This is a genomic window from Ktedonobacter sp. SOSP1-85, assembly GCF_016587415.1.
Lineage (GTDB): Bacteria > Chloroflexota > Ktedonobacteria > Ktedonobacterales > Ktedonobacteraceae > Ktedonobacter.
Window position 1 is genome coordinate 851,984 of record NZ_BNJI01000002.1, and the last position, 17,354, is coordinate 869,337.

The window sequence follows — 17,354 nt, forward strand, 5'->3', positions numbered from 1 at the left end:
TAGATATTTCTTATAGTATTTGGAAGGATATTTTATGTTAGCTTATGTATTCTGGCATCAGCGAGCAAGCAATGTAGAGAAGGTGGAGTATCAGGAGCGCCTCGTCGCTTTTCATCAGATATTGCAAGAGCGACGGATACAGGGCTTTAAGGGGTCAATCGTTCTAGAAATGCCTCAACTGCCATGGATGTGTGAGGGGAGCGAAGTCTATGAAGACTGGTATCTCGTTGAGAACTCGGCCGCGCTTGATCTGGTGGATGAAGCGGCTGTCTCGGGAATCTGTCGGGAGCCTCATAATCAGGTTGCGCGGCTGGCTGGTTATGGAACAGGTGGCCTGTATCGCCTGAAAGACGGGGCGACTACTCCCGCGACTTTTGCTGGTATTCGCTCCGTTACCTGGTTTGGTAAGCCTGCTGGTATGAGTTATACTCAATTGTATAGTCTGCTCCAGGCTGCTAACATCGAGCAGCAGGGTATCTTCTGGCAGCGACAAATGACAATGGGTCCCGCGCTGGAGTTTTGCGTGCATACCTCTCAAACTTATCTTCTACCAGAAAATATTGAGAGCCTACAGGTTGCAGCACAGCCGCTATTTGTTCCTGAGGGATCAAATCAAGCTCTATAGCAAAAGGCTTTTTATTCGACGGATTGTAATATGAAGTGCGACACCAAGGGATTCTTAATTGCCTGTAAAAGAGAAAAGGAGGTAGCATGTACGTTCCCAAACATTTTCGCGAAGAAGATTTGGTGGAGCTACACGCCTTTATGAGCGGTAACCCTTTCGCTCTGGCCATTTCAAACCAGGAGGGCGTTCCGGTCGCTAGCCATATACCTGTAATTCTTCAGGCAGAGCCAGGCCCATATGGTCAACTCCTTGGACATTTCGCCTTGGGCAACTCACAGTGGAAAACGTTTGATGGTTCGCAGGAGGTTTTGATTATTTTTCAGGGGCCTCATGCCTATATCTCGCCTTCGTGGTATAGTGAGCCGGCAATAAGCGTTCCTACCTGGAACTACGCTGTCGTGCATGCCTATGGTGTTCCCAGGCTAGTTGAAGATCCTGATGATCTTATGGTCCTATTAGGAGACCAGGTACATGTGTTTGAGGGTACAGATAAGCCTGCCTGGTCCCTCCAACCGGAGAACGAGGCTATGCGTAAAATGACCTGTGGCGTAGTTGGATTCACTATGTCAATTACGCGTTTGCAGGGAAAGTATAAGCTCAATCAGAATCGCTCACTCACAGATCAGGAGCAGGTTGTTGACCAGCTTGAGACTCAGGATGATGTTAGCAAGGGAGTGGCTGCCCTGATGCGTAAGCGTATAGCGCAGTGATCAGAGCAGTTTGTTTTTGATGAGGTCTGTGCGCGTACTTGCTCTCCGGTTGGAGTACCAGCGTAGCCTTTCATAGAGGAGCATGGGGAGCCAGAAGACGCCTTCAATAAGGATGATTGCGCTCCACATGCTCTCTCCTGCCTGCCCAAAGATGGTATAGGTTGATGAACCATTGTTGTTGCTGTCGAGAATGCCAGGAATAAGCAAGCTAATGACAACAGCATAGACAAGCCTTCCCAGCCAGCCATAATGCGTAATAAACCAGTCATAGTGACGGACGAGGGGGAAAGAGAAGACCGAGCCACCAAAGAGCAAGGTCAGGATGAGCACGGGTAGTGAGAATACCCATGACGGGTTGGCGACAAGTGTTGCATCGAGCGTGATAAGTATGCCAATGCATGTGGAGGCAATGAGCATGGCCCATGCCTCTGTGCGCGAAGAGCGCCATGCCCAGGCCACGAGGAGCACATAGAGTAACAGTGATCCTCCAGCCAGGCAGATATTCTCAAGCAAAGAGAGGAGAGGTGTCATGTTTTCAGTATAATCCTTGCCTGCTATTACAACCAGGCGATATTCTCCAGTGGTATCCAACCGGCCTCGCCCAGGCGTTTGACGCACCAGAGCCAGCCATTTAGCTCTTGTTTTGCGAGCAATTCTTCACCTTCATTGGCGGTCAATTCTACGGCTATATATCTCTCCAGAGCTATTCCCATGGATGTATCAATATGCTTGTGAAGGAAATTCTGGGGAACCCAGCCGCTCTTCTCGCGCTGGTCTGTACACCAGACCCAGATCCACTCTGGATTATTATTCCACCTATCAACCTTCTCGCTAATGTAGACGTTTTCGCCAGCCTCAAATGAAATTGGTTCGGCATTGGTGGATTGATAGGCCTTTATGACGCGACATGGCCGTGGTGGATTAAAAGACTGCATGACTTCCTTTTTATTCTGAGAAGTGACACAACGCAAATAAGCGCCGCTCAGATTTTTCTAGCATTTTGCGTAAAAAAAGTTCCTCAAGCATATCAGAATATCTCTTCCCGCGTAAAGGCTTTTGATCATACTTTTTACTTTGCCATGAGTCCCGGTGAATTGTCTGATAGGGATAAGTCTGGTAGAGTAGCCTTTGTAATGTGCACAAGCGGTCAGATAAAGGCTACCTCTTGCGTAGAGACGTTAGGATAGAGTAAACCAGCCTGTAGCGCGTGGAAGGAATGTAGAATTATGCTTGGACCCTCCAAACCGAAATATCCTTCTAGGAGAAAGAAAAACTTTCAGCAAGTGCGTGAAGATGAGTTTCTTCAGAAGAAGAGTAGGAGTAGCCTGTGGTTAAGCTTAGGCGCAATGGCCGCTGTTTCCGCGTGGGGCCTTCATAAGGCATATCGTTCCTGGCAATACAAAGAGGCCAGGCGTGTGTCAGAAGGTGGCCTCGTGGTCAATACTGCGCTTGGTCCCGTGGAGTATCAGATTACAGGCTCCGGTCCCGTTGTCATCTACGCTCACGGTACGCCGGGTGGCTATGATCAAGGTTTATATTTCGCGCGTTTTCTGGGCGAGAACTCCTGCACACTTATCTCCCCTTCACGTCCGGGCTATCTACGTACCCCCCTGGCTTCCGGAGCTACTCCCGAAGCTCAGGCTGATCTCTATGCTGCCCTCTTAGATGCATTAGGTATTGAACAGGCCAGTGTGATAGGTTTCTCAGGTGGCGGCCCTTCGGCACTTCAATTTGCACTGCGCCATCCTGAGCGTTGTCAGGGACTGATTATGATTGGCGCCATTGTGCGTCGCTATGCTCCACAAGAGAAGTTAGCGCAAGCCTCGCTTTGGGCAAAGGCCCAGGCGCGCCTCATTGAATACCTCCTGGTGTCCGAGCCATTCTTATTTCTAGTTGCGCCTATCGCACGCTTGCTACCCTTTGGCGATGCCGTTGAGGGAATGCTTTGTTCTGGCACGATCTTTGCACAGCGTAAAACTGGCTATGATGCTGACTATGTCGCCTTTGCAGCGATCAAAGATGGCTCTCTAGAGAGTATCACAGCTCCAGCACTCATTATTCATGGATCCGATGATCCTGACGTTCCCATTGAGGATGCCGAACTTCTGGCACGTAAAATCAAGCAAGCAGCGCTTTTTGCTATCGAAGGTGGAGATCATGCCTCGTTTTATACGCAGTCTCGCATTGTCATGCCCATGATTACCCAATTTTTACGCCACGTAAGCCAGCAGAAGGCTACTCCCACTGCCTTGTCTCCCTCGACCATCAGCCAGACTGTATAGCTACTCTCGTCACTGCATGGCTCGCCGTAAGGGTATGTGATAGTGGATTGGCTCTGCCAGCTCACTACCATATACCCTTACTTATGCTAAGATCACGGATGTGAGGAGAGTTGATATCTTCCTGTTTGTGATTGGTATTCTCCCTTTCTGGAATCGTCTGCGGGGCTTTGAACCCTTTCAGGCCGCCTTACGTGGTGTTAGTGCCGCAGTAGTAGGTATCCTTCTGGCAGCCCTCTATCAGCCTATCTGGACAAGCGCTATTCACGCTCCTACAGATTCTGTGCGATTTTTGCTGGCGTCCTGTCATTATAGAAAATAGGCACGCATGGTCGTGCTTATAGAGATCTCAGAGGATGCTCACTTATTTTCTGGTTCTTTTTAAAAGAGCATCAAACACTTCCATTTAGAGAGAAATATGTATATACTCATCTTTAGAGGGAGAATTCAGTATTGCATTAAAAGGGAGGAATTCTATGCAAACCCTCATGAAAAAAATTTTTGCTCTTAGTGCGCTTGCCCTGGTAGGGACGTGGCTTCTAGCTGCTGCTCCGCTGACCGCGCATGCTCAGACACATCACAATGCAGTAGCGCAAAGTACACAGGTTGGCTTGACAACTGGCTGGGCGAACGTACGTACTGGCACGTCAACTGGCACAAGCGTGGTTACCACGTATGCTCCCAATACCAGGGTCACCATTTACCAGGCGGTCAATGGCCAGATTGTCTGGGGGGGTATTCGTACCTGGTATCGCATCTCAAGCACGAGTAGCGCTCCCCGCTACATTTATGGCGGTTTGATCTCGATTGGTAGTAGCGCTCCCTCTGGGCAGGGAAAATCTATCGTGGTCAATCTCTCTCAGGAGCGCCTGTATGCTTATGAGAATGGTAGACAGGTCTACACGACGCTGGTGACGACGGGCCGACCCGAACTGCCAACGCCTACTGGCACCTTCCACATCTTTGTAAAGCTGCATCCAACCACGTTCTACTCGCCTTACCCTGTAGGATCGCCGTATTACTATGCGCCAACCTACATCAACTACGCCCTGGAGTTCCAGTATGGCGGCTACTTCCTGCACGATTCCTGGTGGCGCTATAACTATGGCCCCGGTACTCAGTATCCCCACCACGACTCCAGTGGTAATCCCAGTGCCAATTATGGTACACATGGTTGCGTCAATATGCCTGTCCCCGCGGCGGCATGGCTCTACAACTGGGCACCAATCGGCACTACGGTAAAGATTACTTACTAATGTATGTATGATTCGGTCTAATGGCTTGGCACTCCTAAGAAGCAGAGGAAAAACGCTGAAGCGGTTTAAGCCACTTCAGCGTTTTTCCTCTGCTTCTTACTATAAATCTCAATTCGTATAGTCACGGCTGCCACTTTTCCTTGAGCTTTCGTGCTAAAGTGCAATTGATTTTCCACGTTGTGCTAAAAGATTCGGTGACTCGTGCTGAGCGCCGCAGGCGCGAAGAGTCTTTTGAGAAGAGAAAACTCCTAGAAAGAAGTCGTACTTGCTTGACGCATTGCATTAATTGTCTATACAATAGACGCATCTATTGCTCTTAGATAACTTATTTTGATCTGTCTCATCTTGTGTCAAGGTGTTGGAGAAGGCTTGCAATGACAAAGTATATCGATCTATCTGGTCAGCAACTTGGTGATTACCGCCTGTCTCGCTGGCTTGGCGGAGGGCAGACCAGCGATGTCTATCTTGGGCAGCACGTTGAGAACCAGCCCGAGGTCGCGCTGAAAGTATTTAATGTCAATCTCGCGAAAGAGGAAGATCAGAAGGCTTTTCTCGACGAGGTACAGGCGCTAAAACTGGAACATCCCCATCTCATGCCGCTATTAGATCGTGGTATTGGTAGAGATCCTGTGTCGTTGCCGTTCCTGGTAATGGAGTATGCGCCACATGGTACCTTGCGTAATCGGCACACCAGAGGTTTGCAGCTATCGCTTGAAGAGGTTTTGCGTTATATCACACCTCTTGCCTCGGCTTTACAGTATGCACATGACCAGTGTGTGGTACATGGCAATATCAAACCAGGAAACATACTGTTTGATGCCGATGACAAGGTCTTGCTCAGTGATTTTAAACTTGCTACTTTGATCGATAATGCTACATATCTTAATGTGCTGGATGCCAAACAGGATACTATCTCCTACTCTGTGTATACAGCCCCCGAACAGCGTACTGGTGTGGCTGGTCCCGCCAGCGATCAATTCGTGCTCGGTGTCATGGTCTATGAATGGCTTTGTGGCAAGTCGCCATTCCAGGGCGTGTTAGATGAGGGCGTGCCTCCGTCTCTGCGTGCGCTGGCCCCTCGCCTCTCCGTGGAGGTAGAGCAGGTCGTGCAGCGAGCACTTGCCAGTGACCCGCAAAAGCGTTTCGCGAGCGTGCAGGAGTTTGCCGCTGCGCTACAATTAGCCAGCCAGGATGAGCACACGCTTGAGCCTGTTGTATCTACTGGGGCGACGATCATAATAACTGAAGACATCGACCCCTATGAATCTATGTCAGTAACCACTAACCAGGAGAACGGTGTTTCTGCCGATGAGAGCATTTCTCTCCAGGAGCCGACACAAACGGAAGATGTCTCCCAGGAGAGCAGAACACTTATACCTACCGAGCTTGCTTCCAATACCCTGAAGCTCGCAACATACCCAGAAGCATCCATTGCGGGGCACACTGGTAAGGGTAGTAAGAAGCACTACTTCGCGCTTGCCAGTATCGGGCTGGTGATGCTGATATTGCTGGGCAGCGTTCTAGTGGCGGGTTCTGTTGTTGGCATACAGGCTTTCGCTGTGCCCATAGGTTTATTACAGAATCAACTTGCAACAGGAGGAGCATCTCTTGTCAGCGACCGTCAGGGTGCTCCTGATAGCACAGCCACGCCCAGCAATTCCCTTACGCCAGCTTCGAAGAATAACTCTAACACCAACAATCATTCGCAGGCTACATCTACCTCGACCTCTACGACGCAGCCTTCGCCCACGCCAACCTCTACAACAAAAAATACTTCCCCACCGGCCCCCAAACCTACACCTACGCCCAAACCTATAATCGCGGCAGTTGATGGCAAGAATCCGACCACGTACACCGTTAATGGGCAAACGTGTGATCAGACACTCTCAAACTCACATTCAAGGCATGTCACGTTAGGAGGCGTGGGCGCTACAATCTATTTCCGCTTTAGCGTCACATGTCATGCTGCCTGGGCCAAGATCGTCTTCGATAAGGCTCTCCCCTCAGGTAAATATGGGAATGCCAAAATTGTGCGCATAAATGATGGCAAGGCCTTTACCTGCGATACTGGTGGCAACAAGTATGTCGCGCCGGGACAGACCTCCTGCTATACCGGTATGGTTCAGGATAATGCCAGCGAGACCGCCTCAGCCTATGGCAGTTATCTGTCTAGCTGGTCCTCCCAGTTAGGTCCGTACTAGATGAAAGGCACACGAGAGGACGGAGCGTCAGGCATGAAACTTCATGCCTCTCATGAACAAGCGCACTTCATTTTCCAGGTGGAAATAATTTGCTGGAGTTGACCGTGTAAGGCTGGGGGAGCCGCGCAAAAACTAAACATTTCTGTCGCTTTCGTCAAAGGATGTCTGTAATCGATGGGCTGGCCAAAAAAATCGGTATAGAGAACTCCTGCTTCCTCAAGCAGGATCTGCTGTGCCACATTGTCCCAAATTTTACAATTCTGATAAAGAAATCCTCCATACACTCCTTTCACTACCATTGCGGCATCAAAAACGCTACTGCTTGTTTGTACGCCTCTGCATGCTAAGATGATTTCTGCTAATAGTTCGCATTCTTTTCTCGTTCTGTTTGGATCTTCTTGATGCCGCTCTACTCCATAGGCAACCAGGGCTGAAAGCAATTCCTTCTGATCTTGCACCCGCACACGTTGCTGATTACAGTACGCCCCCTTTCCTCTCTCAGCAGTATAGATTTCGTGGAAAGCAGGAAGCGCGAAACCACCAGCGATGGGTTCGTGGTCTTTGAGGAGTCCTAGCATACAGCCATAGAGCGGGCTTGCCTGCGCAAAATTACTCGTTCCATCAATAGGATCAATGACCCAGGTGTAGGGTGAGTGCTTGTCAACGATACCCGTCTCTTCATCAAGAATATTGTGGGTTGGATAGGTTCGTTTGATCTCTTCGCTTATCATCCTTCCTATCTCTATATCAGCCTCAGTGACCACCTGGCTTGTGTCGCCGTCCTTTATTGCTGGTGTGACGCTTCCAAAATGGTCACGCGCTATTTGGGAAGCGTCTGCGAGCGTCTTCATGAGAAACAGTTGGTAATCCATCTATGTCTTTCCTTTCTATTCCCTCTGCGCCTCTGGTAAGCGTTGTCTCGCTCAACTGACCAACTGGTCAGTCTGCAAAGAAGAACGCAATTTACGCTCTACACGGGGTATACCAGATGGAGAGTGATTTCCCATTTACAATGGATTAAAACATGGTATAGGTTTCCCATGCCTGAGCCAACTTTCTCATTCCCTCCCGGAGCGTCTCTTCATCGAAAAGAAAGGGCAAACGGATATATGCCTGGTGGGAATTATCGACTGAGAACAGTGTTCCTGGGCTGATCACGACTCCATGGCGAAGCGCGGCTTGAGCAAACTCAAGCGCGTTGCCGTCTGGCAATCGAAGCCAGAGAAAATATCCTCCCTCAGGTGGTCGCCAGGTCCATGTGGGGAATGATGTGGAAACGAGCTCCGTGATGAGTTTGAGCTTCTGTTGCAATTCATTTTGACGAGCTCGCCGAAGAGAATCAAGGTGCTGGAGAACCTGTAACGCCAGTGCTTGAGAGATCAAACCAGTGCCTAAATCACTGGTCTCTTTGAGATGGGTGAGCCGTTCGATGATTGGCTCAGGCCCACGTACCCATCCAATTCGTAATCCCGCCCAAAAGAGCTTGTTGAGGGACCCGACGGAGAGGATCGTTGCCTTCTGTTCATAGGCGGCAATGGGAGGAGGGCTTTCTTGTTCCAGCAAGACATCAGCAAAGGTCAGATCCTCCAGCACGGGTAATTTCGCCTCCTTTGACAGTTGAGCGATGTCCTGCCGAACGCTGAAAGGCATCAACATGCCAGTTGGATTCTGAAAGGTAGGAGAGACGACCAGTAAGCGTGGGGAGGTTTCTCTCACCTGCTTGCGGAGCGTAAATCGATCGATACCGGTCACGTCCATCGCAAGCGGGATGAGTTGCGCTCTCAGCGCTCGTAGCACATCAATCGTCCCAAAGTAGGTGGGATTTTCGAGCAAGACGCGCTCTCCTCGTTGCAGATAGAGCGTGGCAATCAGCGAGATCGCTTGTTGGGCTCCAGTTGTCACCAGAATCTGTTCTGCCGATGTTGGTAGATTCCAGTGGTGATAGTAAGAGGCAAGAGCCTGGCGCAAAGGCCGCCAACCTTGAGGGGTGTACCCTCGTTGGGTCATCATTTGCTCGATGTCGGGGCCAGAAAGGTGAAACAGGGAAGCTGGCATTTCTGGGAGAGGGCCAGGAGTTCCCACAGAAAAATCGATGAGTTGCTCTTCTTGTGTTTGGGAAAGATGCCAGGGAGCCTTGAACGAAGCAGGAGGAACAGGTGAGGCATAGGTTCGACCGAATGGCAGTGAACAGACAAAGGCGCCGCTTCCCTGCCTGAGCTCAATCCAGTGCTCTTGCTCCAGAAGTCGATAGGCCGCAACCACCGTGCTTCGGCTGACCGCCAGCGCTTCAGCCAGTACACGTTCGGCAGGCAGTCGTGCTCCTGGTGCAATATCCCCGCGCAGAATGAGCGTGTGGAGAGCGGAGGTCAGACGACGATACAATGGTCTCTGTCTCGTCGTCCAGGGACCAAGAAGATGTACAAACTGCTGACTATCCACTTTTCATACCAATCATATTTGAATTGGATCTATTTTTTCGATCTATTCTCTTTTATATTGGATAGCAAGAGAGCTTGTCAAGAGCGCAGCGGTTCTCTTCAGGATAAGTTTACCCGCATTCTTCTTTCTGGAGGACACATGACCATCACTATTCTTGGCCTGGGAGGGAGTCCACGTACCGGTTCTACCGCTACCCTGGCTCTGCAAATCGCGCTGGACGGCGCAAGACAGGCAGGAGCACGAACCCACCTGATCGACCTGGCAACTTTGCGGCTACCTTTATTCGATGGGACCTATACTCTCGATGGGTATACTCCTGCGGAACGCAAGGTGATTACGACACTGTTCGATGCAGTCTATGAGGCACAGGGGTTCATCCTGGCCTCCCCGGTCTATCACAACGCCATCAGTGGCTCGCTCAAGAATGCCCTGGACTTTCTGGAGTTGTTGTACACGACACACGCATCGGGGATGAAAGGGAAGGTAGCCGGGATCATAGCAGCACAGGGTGGCACCTCCGGCTCGGGCATGAATACCCTCACTACTATGTTGCTGGCGGCCCGTGCTATGGGTGCCTGGGTCGCGCCTACGATGGTTGCTATTCCCGGCAGCCGTAAGGCCTTCGATGGAGCCGGGCTGGCTCAGAATCCCACCGTCGATCAGAGGTTACTCCGGCTGGGAGCCGAGGTGGCACGGGCAAGCGCGATGTTTGCCGCGCATTGGATCGTTGAGGAACACTCCCAACGGACTTTTCACCAGGCTCTCATGAAGGAATAGAAAGGAACAATGATATGCGTTTCCATCAAGATCGTGAGCAGCTAGAGCGTATTCTTGACGCTGCTCACAACGCCGCACTCCAGTTTCTGCACAGTCTCGCGGAACGTCCTGCTGGCCATACTCCCGAGCCTCTTCTACCCGATACATTACCAGAGGAAGGACTGGGGGCACAAGAAGCCCTCGCCTGCTTTCGCCGTAAATACGAGGCCCAACTTTCTGGATCAGCCGGACCACGTTATCTAGGATTTGTGACCGGCGGAAGCACCCCGGCAGCCTTAGCAGGAGATTGGCTTGTCTCGTCCTATGATCAAAATGTGAGTAATGATGGAGATTCCATTGCCACCACTGTGGAGCGCGAAACGCTTGCGTTGTTGCGTACCCTTTTTGCTCTGTCCGATGACTTTGATGGTGTCTTTGTATCCGGTGCGACCCAGGCCAATTTGGTGGCTCTGGCGACCGCGCGTCAATGGGCTTTCCAGCGACTCGGGCACGATCCTTCAGAGGAGGGCTTATGGAATATGCCTCGTATCCCGGTCTTTGGCTGTGTTCCGCATGCCAGCATCCTCAAAGCCCTCTCGATCCTGGGGATGGGCCGGAAAGCCGTCGAATATGTGCCTTGTTTGCCGGGGAGACAGGCCATCGATCCTGCCGCCCTGGCTCAGCGTCTCGCTGCTGCTGGCGGTAAACCTGCCATTGTGATCGCCAGTGCTGGAGAAGTGAATACAGGTGACTTCGATGACCTGGAAACGTTGGCCTCGCTGTGTCAGACCTATGGCGCGTGGTTGCATGTGGATGGCGCCTTTGGACTCTTTGCCGCCTGTGATCCCTCCCGATCCCATCTACTGCGTGGTTTGAATGCGGCTGATTCGATCACTACCGATGGGCACAAGTGGCTGAATGTCCCCTACGACTCAGGCCTCATCTTTACCCGCCATGTCGCGTTACAAGAACAAGTCTTCAAGGCCGTTGCCGCTTATTTGGGAGCAGGTCCAGACTTATTGCACCGCACGCCTGAGAACTCTCGCCGCTTCCGCGCGCTCCCTGCATGGATGACATTGATGGCCTATGGTCGTTCCGGCTATCAAGCGCTGGTCGCACAATCTTGTCTTTTCGCCCAGACACTGGGACAAAGCATCGAGCAATCCACACACTTTGAGCTCTTAGCCCCGGTATCCCTCAATATTGTGTGCTTTGCTTTACGTAAAACAGATGCAGATCAGCGTGATCGATTCTTAGAAGCACTGAAACGCGATGGTGAGGCGATGCTCACGCCCACCCTTTTTGCTGGCAAACCAGCGATACGTGCAGCATTTGTCAACTGGTCGACAACCGAACGGGACGTACAACGAATGATTGAAGCATTAGAGCGTGGTGCCTTACAGATTACGTTCCACACCACAAACAGCAGAGAGGATTAGTATGGATATCCAACATCTTGCCTATCATCATGTCGATGTGTTCAGTGCTCGACCGTTTACTGGCAATAGCTTGACCGTCCTTCCAGAAGGCGACAGCCTGAGTAGCGAGCAGATGCTGTGCATTACCCAGGAGATGCACCATTTCGAGTCGATTTTCCTCTTTCCGACGAAGGAAGGAAACATCATTAGAGCGCGGGTTTTTGATCTGCATGAAGAGCTTGATTTTGCTGGCCATCCTCTGTTAGGAGCGGCAAGTGTCTTGCACGCGCTGTGTGGCGCATCAGGAACGCGCACATGGAGCTTCGTGCTGAAGCAAAAAACGGTGCAGGTGACAACTGAGCAAAACGGGAAGCACTATCGGGCGCTGCTAGACCAGGGCCAGCCCAAATTTCTCAATGAAGTGGCGCAGAAAGACACTGGTGAATTGCTCTCGGCCCTGAATCTTGTGCCGGATGATCTCTATGCCCATCTTCCATTAGAGGTTGTTAGTACCGGACTGCGCTACCTGATTGTACCCATTAAACAAGGGCTGGAACGCGCCCGCATCGTTTATCCCACGTTTGAGAGCCTCCTGGCTCAGGTGGGCGCGCAATTTGCCTACGTCCTCGATATTCCAACGCGAGAAGGTAGACATTGGAATAACGATGGCTTGCTGGAAGATGTTGCGACAGGGAGCGCCGCTGGGACAGTTGGTGCATACCTGGCGAAACACGCTTACATCCAGCCTGGACAGGAGTATCTTCTGCAACAGGGGCGCTTTACAGGGAGGCCCAGTCAGATGCGTATTCGTGTCGAGGGGCAACCGCATGATGTGCGGTCGGTGTTGGTAGGCGGTGATGTCTCACTAGTCGGACAGGGAATATTGCACGCCCTCCCAGACGAACGGTCCTTTGTGAGCCTACAGCCTTAGAAGCTCTCGTTCTTTCAACACAACGCGCCCATCGAGCAGCCGCGCGCCTTTGCCACTTCAAGCGTCGTCTCGCCTCTCTTCCTCATTTACCACTGTAGAACTAAGCAGGGCGGACAGGGGCGAGTATCTCGATGTGCTCCTGGCAATGGTCCAGAACATCTTTCGTGCGGTCGTACATATAATTGCCTGGCTGGTAGAACGTATCGTCGAACTTCCTGAGCTGTTCGAGATTACGCTGGTATGCCTGCCGCAACATGTTACAGACGGTTTCCAGTGATTGGTTTCCAATCATCGTGACAATCATGGCGTTGATCGCGTCGTTCATAACGGTTTGCCGAGTTCCTTCCTCGTCATCCAGAGGGACCATGCCAGCAACAATATGCGGTAGCCACTCCGTTGACATGATCTCCCAACCTGCCAGGTGCGCGACGGTCTCGCGTGGCCCCCACGTGCCTTCTTTGGGTACGATACCACGCCGTGCCGCATCAGTAGCGGTCTCTATGACTTGCTCGTAGGCATTTGCGAACTTTTGTAGAAGCTGCTCCTTTGTCAGGATTTCCTCTGACATGTTTTCCTTTTACAGTAAACTACTAACAGGCCTTCTCGACACAAGGCCACAGCAAGCAGTACACTTGCTGGTATGAACGCTCGAATCTGGAAGGCGAAAGACTCCTCTCACCATGTGGGCTTGACCAATTAAGAAAGATCGCTCTTCGCCTTCCTGGGTTCCTGGGAAACGAATCATTGGAGAGTCGCGCCGTGAGCGCCGCAGTAAAAGGACCCTCTCGCCTCACCAGGAACCGTTGTTTCAGCAGGAGGACCTGCTCATGTGGTTTGCAGGAATCGATTGGGCAGATACCCATCACGACATTCTCGTCCTCGATGAACGAGGGCAAAAGCTCGCCTCGTTTCGAATCATGCACACGCCAAAAGGACTCGACGAATTGACCAGCCGACTGACAGCCATTTGTGGTCCAGAGCACAAGGCGGAGCTGGCGTGCCTGATCGAGACCAATCATGGATTGCTGATTACACACTTGTTGGAAGCTGGTTTTGCCGTCTATCCGGTCAACCCCAAAACGGTGGATCGCAAACGCTCGGCATCGGGAGCCAAAACGGACCAGATTGATGCCTATCTGCTGGCGAAACACGGCAGATCGGAGGTGGCTGATCTGAGACGACTGGAACCCGATAGCCCCTTGATTGCCGAACTCAAAGTCTTGACACGCGATCAAGATGGCTTGATCCAGATGCAAACCCGTCTGGTCAATCAACTCACCGCCTGTCTCAAAGCGTACTACCCGGTTGCGCTCACCCTTTTTACCAAGGTGCAACAACCTTCGACCTTGCAGTTCTTGCTCACCTATCCGACCCCGCAGGAGGCGATGAATGCTTCGTGTGAAGAGATTGCTGAGCTGTTGAAAAGCACTGGGCATCCAACGCCAAAGAAGACCGCGGCCTCGATTGTGCACCAGATGCATCAGCCCCAGTTGACTGCCGATGAAGTGATGGGCAGGACCCGCATCGCGCTTGTTGATCGCTCTGATCCGCCAATTGCAGCCCGTGATGAAAGAGATTGCCGCCTATGATCAGGAGATCGAGCGCCTTTTTTTGATGCATGCTGACAGTCATCTCTTTCGCACGCTGCCTCGTGCAGGCAAGCGGATTGCCCCACGACTGTTGGCAGAAATCGGGGATGATCGCTCGCGCTATGCGGATGCTGCCAGTTTGCAAGCCTTGGCTGGTACCTCGCCGGTGCCCTATGAAAGTGGCAACTATGCCAAAGCGCATCGGCGCTATGCCTGCATCAAGCCGTTGCGCAACGTGCTGCAGCAGTTTGCCTGGCAAAGCACTCAGACCGAAGCTTGGGCCAGCGAGTACTATGAGCGCAAACGTCGGGAAGGCAAAAGCCACAGCGTCGCTGTCCGCGCGCTGGCCAATGTCTGGGGACGCATTCTCTTTGCGCTGTGGCTCAAAAGAGAAGCCTACCAGCCTACGATCTTTGAACACGCCAGACGCCTGCATGCGCCTCGTGCGGCGTGAGTGCTGAATCGACCACAGAAAAGCGAAGCGCTCTTCCTCCCAGGCAAAACAGGCGCCTGTTTTTTGCCTTTCAACTCGGCATGCCTTTTTTTGACCACGCAAGCTCAGGCGTGTCAAGGAAAGCGCAGCGGCTTGACACGCCTGAGCGGCGTGGTACACTCCTTCATGCCGTGTTGAAAGCATCCTTCTTCCCCCTGTCTTCTTCATGTTTGCCTGGTTTTAAATTGGTCATTTTAGGGTTTGACATAGAGAGTCTCCTTCTTTAGAACTGAATATCTGCTCCGGTTGTAAGTGGATAGGGTGGAACGAGCGAGTTAGGCCAGTAGTTTATTGCGGTGGGCTAACACTTCTTTACTAAACCAAGTATACCTTCTTAACGGTTGTGCCCAAAACTGGGGGCTGTTGGCTACACAAATGCTCGATGAGATGGATGGCGCTGCCAATCGGCATTGAGAAAGTCGGTTCGTAACGTCACCAGTGCTGTGGCATTGTCTCGTTTCCAGCGCATCCCTCGTCGTTTCATACGCCGATTGATGACCAGAGACACCGCTCGCTCAATAATCCCACTGCCCACCGGATAGCCTGCCTGTCTCCATGCTTCATACGAGCCGATCCACTCCCGTTGCTCCTGCAGATAGGTCACAGCGGCTTTCAAGGCCTTGCCTTCCCCTTTCTCTTGCCAACTCTGTAACCGCTTGACAGCTTGATCGACCTCGCCATGCCACAACCAGCTTTTGATCTCAGTGATCTGCTCGGTGAGCCAGGTCTCAGGATATTGCTGGTCGCGTTGGGTCTCTCGAATGGCTTTGCGCACCACGCGCCAGAGATGAAACCAATCCAGGATATGTGTCGCCTTGGCAAAGTGCTGCTTGGCTTCTTGCTTGATCCACTGCGCCCCATCAGCTACCACCACGCTCTTGGCTTGATCCAGTCCCACCTCACGGGCCGCTGCCTCAGCCAATATCCCCAAGGCTTTGGAAGGGGCAAAGGTGGCCACGTAGCAGCGTTTCATCCAGCGAGCTCGCTGGTGAACTGGACCCAGTCGCTTTCCTTTCGCACTGCGCTTCGCCAGCTCATACCAGGTCAATTGCGAGGGATCAGGTTGCGCTTTGGGCTCTTGCACCTGCTTGTTGCAGGCAACCACAGCCACCTTGCCTTCCATGCCTCCCGCTTGCTCGCAACTGTGCGTCCAGCCCCCATCCATGCCCACCACGCCAGCTTCGCCCTTCCCTTCGTTGGGAGCTGCGTTCAGCACCTGCTCAGCATGCTGCTGCTGGACACAAGCTTGTTGCTCTCCTTGCTGCATCGTGAGCTGACGAAGTTCCTCGGCACTGATCTGAGCCCCACTCAAGCGTTCCAAGAGCTGAGTAGCATGCCGGTAAGGCCAGGAGCTTCCTGCAAGCACGGCTGCCTCTCGCAGGCCAGGGCTCACCTGCTGCCCACGCAGATCACGCAAGAGATGACGGGCTGGACACCAGCGATGCAAACAGTGCTGACAGCGGTAGCGTCGCAAGGCCAAGCGCACTCGGCCAAAGACCAGCAGCACCCTTCGACCAACGGTGCCTTCCACGCGCACATCGTCATTTTTACATCGAGGACAGCGCCGCTGGCGCTGTTCCCACTGCCTGATAGCCTGTTGCAAGGCCCTACACATGCTTTGACGGCCCTGTGTCACAATGGCCTCTTCCAAATCAGCCAAACCTGTAGTTGCAGAAACTTCGAGCGTGAGCGATACTTGCACTTGCATGAGGGCATTCTCCTTTGGATCTTCAGATGTTGCGTTTCTGTTTCCAATACGGAGAAGTCCTCTTGTTTTCTTCAACCCCCTCTTTTGGGCACAACCCTTCTTAACCGGATAGTATCCGACCTCATTGGCCTGATTCTGGCGACGATGGGTATTCCAGTTCAAAGAGCCTGGTTGGCTTCCAAATGGGCATGATTTTAGCATTTTGTGTACTTTTTCCGTCATACATATTGAGCGATCGTTAATGTATTAAGAACCATATGGGAACTAAGAGGATAAGTATGCATTCTTCAAACGATGATCTGGACACCTATGTCAAGGATGTGGCGTTGCTGCCTTTAACACTTCGCAGGCTCCCACTTCAGAGCTTCAAGACAATCATGAAACCTGGAGTGCAGACCATACGTGAGGCGATGGATCAGGCGAACTGGTCGACGATCTGGGTACAACTGACCGTGCTTGTGCTGATCGCAAGCGTGGTGGAATATCTCTTCTACCTGGTAAGTGCCCTTCTCCGGCACTTGAGCGTGTTTGAATCGTTCTGGTCTTTTCAAGAACAGCCTTCGATTGCCTTGAATGTGCTGATGATGCCCCTCTTCGCGTTTGTAAGCGTCGTGGTGCTCCACTGGATGGCACGTCTGCTTAGGGGACAGGGGGCTTTCCTCGTGATGCTCTACACGAACCTGCTCTTTCAGGTGCCGCTTCTGCTTCTCATCATTATTAGCTCCATCCTGTTAGAAGGAGGAACATGGCTCACCATTGCTCGTAATACGGTGTTGTTCTCCATTCAACTTTACATTGCCGTGCTCCAAGTCTTCACCTTACGTGCTGTGCATGGGCTGAGCTTGAGGTGGGCTGTGACTGGTGTGCTCCTGCTGGTAGTTCTTTTCCTCCCGCTGGCGCTCTTGTTCGGCGTTATCATTCTCTAGCGATTCGAGTCAAGGGCATTGGA

Annotated in this window: 15 protein-coding genes and 2 pseudogenes; 11 read left to right on the top strand and 6 right to left on the bottom strand. The window is 52.0% G+C overall.

The annotated features are described in order from the left end of the window. Window positions 1-34 precede the first annotated feature (34 nt). Both KTE_RS31935 and KTE_RS31940 read left to right on the top strand, forming a co-directional pair. On the top strand, window positions 35-625 hold the full coding sequence (locus KTE_RS31935) for a hypothetical protein (protein ID WP_201388725.1): 591 nt from the start codon (window positions 35-37) through the stop codon (window positions 623-625). 86 nt (window positions 626-711) lie between these two features. Beyond that, window positions 712-1,335, top strand: a complete 624-nt coding sequence (locus KTE_RS31940; RefSeq protein ID WP_201388727.1) for an FMN-binding negative transcriptional regulator — start codon at window positions 712-714, stop codon at window positions 1,333-1,335. Here KTE_RS31940 and KTE_RS31945 read toward each other — a convergent pair whose 3' ends face one another. Both KTE_RS31945 and KTE_RS31950 read right to left on the bottom strand, forming a co-directional pair. Further along, window positions 1,336-1,866, bottom strand: a complete 531-nt coding sequence (locus KTE_RS31945) for a hypothetical protein (protein ID WP_201388729.1) — start codon at window positions 1,864-1,866, stop codon at window positions 1,336-1,338. A gap of 26 nt (window positions 1,867-1,892) precedes the next feature. Further along, on the bottom strand, window positions 1,893-2,270 hold the full coding sequence (locus KTE_RS31950) for an SH3 domain-containing protein (protein ID WP_201388731.1): 378 nt from the start codon (window positions 2,268-2,270) through the stop codon (window positions 1,893-1,895). 480 nt (window positions 2,271-2,750) lie between these two features. Here KTE_RS31950 and KTE_RS31955 point away from each other — a divergent pair, with 480 nt between their 5' ends. The 4 genes and pseudogenes from KTE_RS31955 to KTE_RS31970 all read left to right on the top strand — a co-directional run bounded on the left by KTE_RS31955 (window position 2,751) and on the right by KTE_RS31970 (window position 7,071). Continuing rightward, window positions 2,751-3,617: an alpha/beta fold hydrolase gene (locus KTE_RS31955; protein ID WP_201388733.1), complete on the top strand. Its 867-nt coding sequence runs from the start codon at window positions 2,751-2,753 to the stop codon at window positions 3,615-3,617. A gap of 118 nt (window positions 3,618-3,735) precedes the next feature. Beyond that, a pseudogene (locus KTE_RS31960) lies at window positions 3,736-3,915 on the top strand (chromate transporter); the annotation flags it as partial. A gap of 175 nt (window positions 3,916-4,090) precedes the next feature. After that, entirely contained in the window at window positions 4,091-4,870 is a 780-nt protein-coding gene (locus KTE_RS31965) for a L,D-transpeptidase (RefSeq protein WP_201388735.1), read from the top strand. Window positions 4,871-5,244: 374 nt separating this feature from the next. Beyond that, complete coding sequence (locus KTE_RS31970) at window positions 5,245-7,071, top strand: protein kinase (protein WP_201388737.1); 1,827 nt, start codon at window positions 5,245-5,247, stop codon at window positions 7,069-7,071. Window positions 7,072-7,121: 50 nt separating this feature from the next. Here KTE_RS31970 and KTE_RS31975 read toward each other — a convergent pair whose 3' ends face one another. After that, on the bottom strand, window positions 7,122-7,943 hold the full coding sequence (locus KTE_RS31975; RefSeq protein ID WP_201388739.1) for an inositol monophosphatase: 822 nt from the start codon (window positions 7,941-7,943) through the stop codon (window positions 7,122-7,124). Between the two features lie 145 nt (window positions 7,944-8,088). Then, entirely contained in the window at window positions 8,089-9,510 is a 1,422-nt protein-coding gene (locus KTE_RS31980) for a PLP-dependent aminotransferase family protein (RefSeq protein WP_201388741.1), read from the bottom strand. A 138-nt stretch (window positions 9,511-9,648) separates the two neighbouring features. On the opposite strand from KTE_RS31980, the gene KTE_RS31985 reads away from it, so the two are divergent. From KTE_RS31985 to KTE_RS31995, 3 genes are read left to right on the top strand one after another with little or no spacing between them, the layout of a single operon-like run. Then, window positions 9,649-10,287 carry an NADPH-dependent FMN reductase gene (locus KTE_RS31985; RefSeq protein ID WP_201388743.1) on the top strand — a complete coding sequence of 213 codons (639 nt, stop codon included), beginning with the start codon at window positions 9,649-9,651 and terminating at the stop codon, window positions 10,285-10,287. A 14-nt stretch (window positions 10,288-10,301) separates the two neighbouring features. After that, on the top strand, window positions 10,302-11,705 hold the full coding sequence (locus tag KTE_RS31990) for a pyridoxal-dependent decarboxylase (protein ID WP_201388745.1): 1,404 nt from the start codon (window positions 10,302-10,304) through the stop codon (window positions 11,703-11,705). Between the two features lies 1 nt (window position 11,706). Further along, window positions 11,707-12,615, top strand: coding sequence for a PhzF family phenazine biosynthesis protein (locus KTE_RS31995; protein WP_201388747.1), 909 nt, complete (start codon window positions 11,707-11,709; stop codon window positions 12,613-12,615). 100 nt (window positions 12,616-12,715) lie between these two features. On the opposite strand, the gene KTE_RS32000 is transcribed toward KTE_RS31995, so the two are convergent. Continuing rightward, window positions 12,716-13,183, bottom strand: coding sequence for a ClbS/DfsB family four-helix bundle protein (locus tag KTE_RS32000; protein WP_201388749.1), 468 nt, complete (start codon window positions 13,181-13,183; stop codon window positions 12,716-12,718). Window positions 13,184-13,442: 259 nt separating this feature from the next. Here KTE_RS32000 and KTE_RS49905 point away from each other — a divergent pair. Further along, window positions 13,443-14,658: pseudogene (locus KTE_RS49905) on the top strand (IS110 family transposase). Window positions 14,659-15,064: 406 nt separating this feature from the next. Here KTE_RS49905 and KTE_RS32010 read toward each other — a convergent pair. After that, a complete protein-coding gene (locus KTE_RS32010) occupies window positions 15,065-16,405 on the bottom strand; it encodes an ISKra4 family transposase (protein ID WP_201388751.1) in 1,341 nt (446 codons plus the stop codon). A 278-nt stretch (window positions 16,406-16,683) separates the two neighbouring features. Here KTE_RS32010 and KTE_RS32015 point away from each other — a divergent pair, with 278 nt between their 5' ends. Further along, entirely contained in the window at window positions 16,684-17,331 is a 648-nt protein-coding gene (locus KTE_RS32015) for a YIP1 family protein (protein ID WP_201388753.1), read from the top strand. The last annotated feature ends 23 nt before the right edge of the window (window positions 17,332-17,354 follow it).

What these genes read in the sequence shown, in the direction of transcription:
- KTE_RS31935 (WP_201388725.1), top strand. Translation starts at nt 35, where the DNA reads ATGTTAGCTTATGTATTCTGGCATCAGCGAGCAAGCAATGTAGAGAAG.
- KTE_RS31940 (WP_201388727.1), top strand. Translation starts at nt 712, where the DNA reads ATGTACGTTCCCAAACATTTTCGCGAAGAAGATTTGGTGGAGCTACAC.
- KTE_RS31945 (WP_201388729.1), bottom strand. Translation starts at nt 1,866, where the DNA reads ATGACACCTCTCCTCTCTTTGCTTGAGAATATCTGCCTGGCTGGAGGA.
- KTE_RS31950 (WP_201388731.1), bottom strand. Translation starts at nt 2,270, where the DNA reads ATGCAGTCTTTTAATCCACCACGGCCATGTCGCGTCATAAAGGCCTAT.
- KTE_RS31965 (WP_201388735.1), top strand. Translation starts at nt 4,091, where the DNA reads ATGCAAACCCTCATGAAAAAAATTTTTGCTCTTAGTGCGCTTGCCCTG.
- KTE_RS31970 (WP_201388737.1), top strand. Translation starts at nt 5,245, where the DNA reads ATGACAAAGTATATCGATCTATCTGGTCAGCAACTTGGTGATTACCGC.
- KTE_RS31975 (WP_201388739.1), bottom strand. Translation starts at nt 7,943, where the DNA reads ATGGATTACCAACTGTTTCTCATGAAGACGCTCGCAGACGCTTCCCAA.
- KTE_RS31985 (WP_201388743.1), top strand. Translation starts at nt 9,649, where the DNA reads ATGACCATCACTATTCTTGGCCTGGGAGGGAGTCCACGTACCGGTTCT.
- KTE_RS31990 (WP_201388745.1), top strand. Translation starts at nt 10,302, where the DNA reads ATGCGTTTCCATCAAGATCGTGAGCAGCTAGAGCGTATTCTTGACGCT.
- KTE_RS31995 (WP_201388747.1), top strand. Translation starts at nt 11,707, where the DNA reads ATGGATATCCAACATCTTGCCTATCATCATGTCGATGTGTTCAGTGCT.
- KTE_RS32000 (WP_201388749.1), bottom strand. Translation starts at nt 13,183, where the DNA reads ATGTCAGAGGAAATCCTGACAAAGGAGCAGCTTCTACAAAAGTTCGCA.
- KTE_RS32010 (WP_201388751.1), bottom strand. Translation starts at nt 16,405, where the DNA reads ATGCAAGTGCAAGTATCGCTCACGCTCGAAGTTTCTGCAACTACAGGT.
- KTE_RS32015 (WP_201388753.1), top strand. Translation starts at nt 16,684, where the DNA reads ATGCATTCTTCAAACGATGATCTGGACACCTATGTCAAGGATGTGGCG.